Annotated in this window: 1 protein-coding gene; it reads left to right on the forward strand. The window is 44.1% G+C overall.

What is annotated here, in order from left to right:
* Window positions 1-254 (forward strand): hypothetical protein (locus ACVC08_RS00355; RefSeq protein WP_452600528.1); only part of this gene is annotated, 254 nt, incomplete at both ends.

The raw sequence follows: 254 nt of genomic DNA on the forward strand, positions 1-254 counted from the left end.
TGAGATATTTACAGATGCATCATGTAACTACGATGCTGGAGTAAACATTACAGGAGATGTTACAGACGAAGCAGATAACTGTTCTACAACCCTAGACGCGACCTACACAGACGCTGTAGTCGCTGGAACTTGCGAAGGATCATTCGTAATCACCAGAACATGGACATTAACAGATAGCTGTGGTAACACTGCGCCAGAACAAACGCAAACCATTACCGTTTCCGATAATATTGCACCAACATTTACTGCTCCGG

The organism is Pontimicrobium sp. MEBiC06410, assembly GCF_053601615.1.